This is a genomic window from Kineococcus glutinatus, assembly GCF_039542765.1.
GTDB classification, from domain to species: Bacteria; Actinomycetota; Actinomycetes; order Actinomycetales; family Kineococcaceae; genus Kineococcus_A; species Kineococcus_A glutinatus.
In genome coordinates this window covers 1-5,885 of the sequence record NZ_BAABIL010000018.1, presented here as the reverse complement: position 1 = coordinate 5,885, position 5,885 = coordinate 1, and the positions used below count along the sequence as shown (strand labels likewise).

Sequence of the window (5,885 nt, the reverse complement as noted above, 5' to 3'; positions counted from 1 at the left end):
GTACGAGGCGGAGCTGCGCGCCCGCCGCGGCGCCCGGGTGGTGGGCTGACCCCGCCCGGGGCCGGGCACGCGCGAGCGGCGGGGGCCCGGTCCGGGCCCCCGCCGCTCGCGCCGGCGTCAGTGCTGGACGGCCTTCTCCGCGCCAGCCCCGGTGAGCGAGCGGACCTCCATCTCCGCCGCCCGCACCTCGTGGCCGCTCTCGCGGGAGGTCACCGATCCCAGCCACCCCAGGAAGAAGGCCAGCGGGATCGTGACCAGCCCGGGGTTCTCCAGCGGGAACCACGAGAAGTCGATGGACGGGTCCGTGATCATGGACAGGCTCGCGCCGGTGTTCGGGTCCGTCTTGCCGGAGACCACCGGCGAGAGCGCGATGAGCACCACGCAGGAGATCAGGCCGCCGTAGATGCTCCACAGCGCACCGCGCGTGGTGAAGCGCGACCAGAACAGCGAATACAGGATCGTCGGCAGGTTCGCGCTGGCCGCGACGGCGAAGGCCAGCGCGACGAGGAAGGCGACGTTCTGCCCGTTGGCGAAGATGCCGCCGACGATGGCCACCGCCCCGATGACCAGGACGGCCAGGCGCGCGACCCGCACCTCCTCGTCGGGGGTCACCCGGCCCCGCTTGACCACGCTGGCGTAGATGTCGTGCGCGAACGAGGCGCTGGCGGTGATCGCCAGGCCGGCCACGACCGCGAGGATCGTCGCGAAGGCCACCGCGGCGATGATGCCGAGCAGCACCGTGCCGCCGAGCTCGTACGCCAGCAGCGGGGCCGCCGAGTTCACCTTGCCCGGCGCGGCCAGGATCGTGTCCCTGCCCACCAGGGCGCCGGCGCCGTAGCCCAGCACCAGGGTGAAGAGGTAGAAGAAGCCGATGATCCAGATGGCCCACACGACGCTGCGGCGGGCCTCCTTGGACGTGGGCACCGTGTAGAAGCGCATCAGCACGTGGGGCAGGCCCGCGGTGCCCAGCACCAGCGCCAGGGACAGCGACAGGAAGTTGAGCTGGGACGTCGGGTTCGCGCCGTACTGGGCACCCGGCCCCAGCACCGCCTCACCGCCCCGCGCGGCGGCCGCGCCGAGCAGTTCCGAGAGGTTGAAACCGTGCTGCGCCAGCACCCAGACCGTCATGACCGCCGCACCCACCACGAGGAGGGCGGCCTTGATGATCTGCACCCAGGTGGTGCCCTTCATCCCGCCGACGAGGACGTAGAGGATCATGACGGCACCGACGACGGCGATGACGACGTTCTGGCCGGTCTTGCCCTCGATGCCCAGCAGCAGCGCCACGAGGCCGCCGGCCCCGGCCATCTGGGCGAGCAGGTAGAAGAAGGTGACCGCCTGCGTGGAGATGGCCGCGGCCGTGCGCACCGGCCGTTCCTGCAGCCGGAAGCTGAGGACGTCGGCCATCGTGAAGCGCCCGGTGTTGCGCAGCAGCTCCGCGACGAGCAGCAGCGCGACCAGCCAGGCCACCAGGAAGCCGATGGAGTACAGGAAACCGTCGTAGCCGTAGACGGCGATGGCCCCGGCGATGCCGAGGAAGCTCGCCGCCGAGAGGTAGTCCCCGGCGATGGCGGTGCCGTTCTGCCCGCCGGTGAAGGAGCGACCGCCGGCGTAGAAGTCGGCGGCGCTGCGGTTGTTGCGGCTGGCCCGCACCACCACGGCCATCGTCACGACGACGAAGAGGGCGAAGATGGCGATGTTGACGGACGGGCTGCCGATGTCCGTCGCGGGGGCGACCGGTGCGGTCCTCACCGCAGCACCCCGCCCTCGCCGCCGCCGTCGAGGACGCGCTCGACGCGCTGGCGCAGCTCGTCGGCCTCGGGGTCGAAGTGGCGGTCCGCCCAGCGGACGTAGGCGGTGGTGATGGCGAACGTGGACACGAACTGGCCCAGGCCCAGCAGGAGCCCGACGTTGACGTTGCCCACGACCGGCGTGCTCATGAAGCCGTGGGCGTAGTCGGCCAGCAGCACGTAGGTGAAGTACCAGACGAGGAACAGCCCGGTCATCGGGAAGACGAACCGGCGGAACCTGCGGCGCAGCGCCGCGAACTCCGGGCTCTCCCGGACGTCCTGGTAGGCGGTGCGGGTGACGGCACCCCGGTGCGCCGGTGTGGCGCCGTGCGTGTCCATGCAGACCTCCTCGTCCGCTCGCGCGCCGTCCCGCTCCCGGGGGGCGCCGTGGTCGCGCACACAGTAGTTGCTCCCCCCGCCGGTGCAGGCCGTTTCCGCAAGGGCTTCCGGAAGGCGTGTCGCGGGGCCCGGGGCCGACCGGGGGAGCGACTTGAAGGGTGCGGCCCGGGCTGGTTAATCTGCTCGCACCATCCAGAGCGGCCGAGAGTCCTGGCTCGACGACGCCGCAGCAACCCCCCGGGCGACCGGGAGAGGGTGCTAACGCCAGGTGCGATGGAGAGAGAGATGCCCTGCACCGGTCCCCCCTGCGACGCCTCCTGCCCGCCCGGGGTGCGCGCATGAGCGTCGCGCGCCTGGTGAGCGACCCCGCGCGGCCCACGATCTCCTTCGAGCTCTACCCCCCGCGCAGCCCGGCGGCCGCCGAGCAGCTGCTGCGCACCGTCGACGCCCTCGCCGGGTGCGGGCCGGACTTCTTCTCCGTCACCTACGGGGCCTCGGGCTCGACCCGCTCCACGAGCCGGGACCTGGTGCGGCACGTGCTGACCAGCACGCCCGTGCCCGTCGTCGCGCACCTGACGTGCGTCGGCGCCTCCCGCGCCGAGGTCATCGGGACGGTCCGCGACTACCTCGATGTGGGCGTGCGCAGCTTCCTGGCCCTGCGCGGGGACCCGCCGGCGGGGCAGCCGGACTGGCAGCCGCACCCGGACGGCGTGGCGCGCGCCTGCGACCTCGTGGAGCTGCTGCAGGTCGTCGACCGCTGCCACCGCGCCACCAGCCCCGACCGCCCCGTCGACGAGGGGCCGCTGAGCATCGCCGTGGCGGCCTTCCCGGCCGCGCCGCCGGTGCAGCGGGGCGCGGGCGACGTCGAGGTGCTGCTGGCCAAGCAGCGCGCGGGCGCCGACTTCGCCATCACGCAGGTCTTCTACGAGGCGCACGACTACACCCGCCACGTCGCCGCGGCGCGTGCCGCGGGCGTCACGATCCCGCTGCTGCCCGGGATCATCCCGATGACCGACCCCGGTCGCCTGCTGCGCCTGCAGGGGCTGACGGGGGTGGCCGTGCCGCGCGCGCTGCTGGCGCGGCTGGAGGCCGCCGCGGAGCACGGCCCCGCGGCCGTGCACGCCGAGGGGATCCGCGCCGGCGCGGTGCTCGCGCGCCGCGTGCTCGACGCGGGCGCCCCGGGGCTGCACGTCTACACGTTCAACACGCACCACGCCGCACTTGACCTGCTCGAGGGCGCACACCTCGGCGGCGGGGCCGTTCCGGCCCCCGACCTGGCCAGCGGGCCGTGGGTCACGGCATCTCACTCCACCACGCTGCGCCAGGCGCAGCACTGACACCGCGTCCGGGCCCGCGAGCGGTCCCGGACGGGAGGGGACGACCATGACGCACGACGCCACCCGCCTGCCCACCACCATCCTGGGCTACCCCCGGATCGGCCCGCGGCGGGAGCTGAAGAAGGCGCTGGAGGCCCTGTGGGCCGGGCGCGCCTCCGTCGAGGAGACCGAGGCGGCGGCCGCCGAGCTGCGCGCCCGCACCCGCCGGCGCCTCAACGCCCTGGGCCTGCCCGCCCACGACGCCTCCATCCCGTCGGCCTCGTCGTACTACGACCAGGTCCTCGACGCCGCCGTCGCGGTGGGCGCCGTGCCCGCGCGCTTCGCCGACGTCGTCGGCGCCGACGGGCGGGTCGACCTGCAGGGCTACTCCACGATCGCCCGGGGCCGCGGCGAGGACGCGCCCCTGGAGATGACGAAGTGGTTCGACTCCAACTACCACTACCTCGTCCCGGAGATCGGCCCGGACACGGCGTTCCGCCTCGCCGACGACCGCGCGGTGCGGGAGTTCGCCGAGGGCCTGGCCGACGGCTTCCTCACCCGCCCCGTGCTCGTGGGTCCGGTGACGTTCCTGCTGCTGTCCAAGCCCGCCGACGGCGCGCCGGCGGGTTTCGCGCCGCTGAGCCGGCTCGCCGACCTCGTGCCGGTCTACGCCGAGCTGCTGCGCGCGCTGGCCGCCGCCGGCGCCACCTGGGTGCAGCTGGACGAGCCGGCCCTGGTCTCGGACGTCCTCACCGCCGACACCGCGGCCGTGGCCGCGGCCGTGCGCCAGGCCTACGGCGCGCTCACCGCCGTCGAGGGCCGCCCGTCCCTGCTGGTGGCCGCGCCCTACGGCGACCTGGGGGAGTTCCTGCCGGTGCTGGCCGGCACGGACGTGGAGGCCCTCGCGCTCGACCTGGTCCGCGGTGCCGTGCCCGCCGGTCCCGTGCCCGGCCTGGAGACCAAGGCCGTCCTCGGCGGCGTCGTCGACGGGCACAACGTCTGGCGGGCCGACCTGGCCGCGGCACTGGCGAAGCTGGAGGCGCTGCGGCCGCTGGCCCGCTCGGTCGCCGCCGGCACGTCGACCTCCCTGCTGCACGTGCCGCACGACACGGCCGACGAGCCGCAGCTGCCCGAGCGGCTGCGCGGCTGGCTGGCCTTCGCCGACCAGAAGGTCGCCGAGGTCGTCGCGCTCGCCGCGGCCCTGGAGGACCCGGCGGGTGCGGCCGGTGCGCTGCAGGCGTCCGCGCAGGCCCGCCGCGACCGGCTGGGCGCCGAGGGCGTCGTGGTCCCCGCGGTGCGCGAGCGCCTGGGGGGGCTGTCCGCCGCCGACTTCGCGCGCAGCGACTACGCGGTGCGCCGCGCGGCCCAGGACGGGGTGCTCGACCTGCCGCCGCTGCCGACGACGACCATCGGGTCCTTCCCGCAGACGGCGGAGATCCGCCGGGCGCGCGCGGCGTGGGCCAAGGGCGAGCTGCCCGACGACGGTTACACCGCCGCGATGCGGGCGGAGATCGACCGCGTGATCGCGCTGCAGGAGGAGCTCGGCCTGGACGTGCTCGTCCACGGCGAGCCGGAGCGCAACGACATGGTGCAGTACTTCGCGGAGCTGCTGGACGGCTTCGCGGTGACGGCCAACGGGTGGGTGCAGTCCTACGGCTCGCGCTGCGTGCGCCCGCCGATCCTGTGGGGCGACGTGACCCGGCCCGCGCCGATGACGGTGGACTGGTCCACCTACGCGGCCTCCCGCACGGCCAAGCCGGTCAAGGGCATGCTCACCGGGCCGGTGACGATCCTGGCCTGGTCGTTCGTGCGCGACGACCAGCCCCTCGGCGACACGGCGCGGCAGGTCGCGCTGGCGCTGCGCGACGAGATCGCCGACCTGGAGGCCGCGGGCATCGGCATCATCCAGGTCGACGAGCCCGCCCTGCGGGAGCTGCTGCCGCTGAAGGCCGCCGACCAGCCCGCCTACCTCGACTGGTCGGTGGGGTCGTTCCGCCTGGCCACCTCGGGCGCGGCCGACACCACGCAGGTCCACACCCACCTGTGCTACTCGGAGTTCGGGGAGGTCATCGGCGCGATCGACGGCCTCGACGCCGACGTGACGAGCATCGAGGCCGCGCGTTCCCGCATGGAGGTCGTCCCGGAGATCGCCGCCGCCGGTTTCGCCCGGGGGATCGGGCCGGGCGTCTACGACATCCACTCCCCGCGGGTGCCCAGCGCCGAGGAGGTCGAGGAGCTGGTGCGCCTCGCGGCGGCGTCCATCCCCGAGCGCAACCTGTGGATCAACCCCGACTGCGGCCTGAAGACCCGCGGTTACGCCGAGACCGAGGCGTCGCTGCGCAACCTCATCGCCGCCACCCGCGCGGTGCGGGCCTCCCGCGTGCAGGAGGGTGCGGCGGCGCACTGACGCCGCGGTGGTGCGGCCGCGCCCCGGACGCCT

Annotated in this window: 4 protein-coding genes and 1 riboswitch; of the genes, 2 read left to right on the top strand and 2 right to left on the bottom strand. The window is 74.6% G+C overall.

The window, feature by feature from the left end:
- Positions 1-117 precede the first annotated feature (117 nt).
- On the bottom strand, positions 118-1,752 hold the full coding sequence (locus ABEB16_RS01315; protein WP_345710476.1) for a solute symporter family protein: 1,635 nt from the start codon (positions 1,750-1,752) through the stop codon (positions 118-120).
- Positions 1,749-2,129, bottom strand: coding sequence for a DUF485 domain-containing protein (locus ABEB16_RS01310; RefSeq protein WP_345710475.1), 381 nt, complete (start codon positions 2,127-2,129; stop codon positions 1,749-1,751). Before ABEB16_RS01310 ends, ABEB16_RS01315 begins: the two co-directional genes overlap by 4 nt.
- A gap of 185 nt (positions 2,130-2,314) precedes the next feature.
- Positions 2,315-2,409, top strand: a riboswitch (SAM riboswitch).
- A 58-nt stretch (positions 2,410-2,467) separates the two neighbouring features.
- Here ABEB16_RS01310 and ABEB16_RS01305 point away from each other — a divergent pair.
- Both ABEB16_RS01305 and metE read left to right on the top strand, forming a co-directional pair.
- A complete protein-coding gene (locus tag ABEB16_RS01305) occupies positions 2,468-3,466 on the top strand; it encodes a methylenetetrahydrofolate reductase (protein WP_345710474.1) in 999 nt (332 codons plus the stop codon).
- Positions 3,467-3,512: 46 nt separating this feature from the next.
- Positions 3,513-5,852: a 5-methyltetrahydropteroyltriglutamate--homocysteine S-methyltransferase gene (gene metE / locus ABEB16_RS01300; RefSeq protein ID WP_345710473.1), complete on the top strand. Its 2,340-nt coding sequence runs from the start codon at positions 3,513-3,515 to the stop codon at positions 5,850-5,852.
- Positions 5,853-5,885: the final 33 nt, after the last annotated feature.

Bases quoted from the DNA above. Each gene is read 5' to 3' on its own strand.
- ABEB16_RS01310 (WP_345710475.1), bottom strand. From the start codon at position 2,129: ATGGACACGCACGGCGCCACACCGGCGCACCGGGGTGCCGTCACCCGC.
- ABEB16_RS01305 (WP_345710474.1), top strand. From the start codon at position 2,468: ATGAGCGTCGCGCGCCTGGTGAGCGACCCCGCGCGGCCCACGATCTCC.
- metE (WP_345710473.1), top strand. From the start codon at position 3,513: ATGACGCACGACGCCACCCGCCTGCCCACCACCATCCTGGGCTACCCC.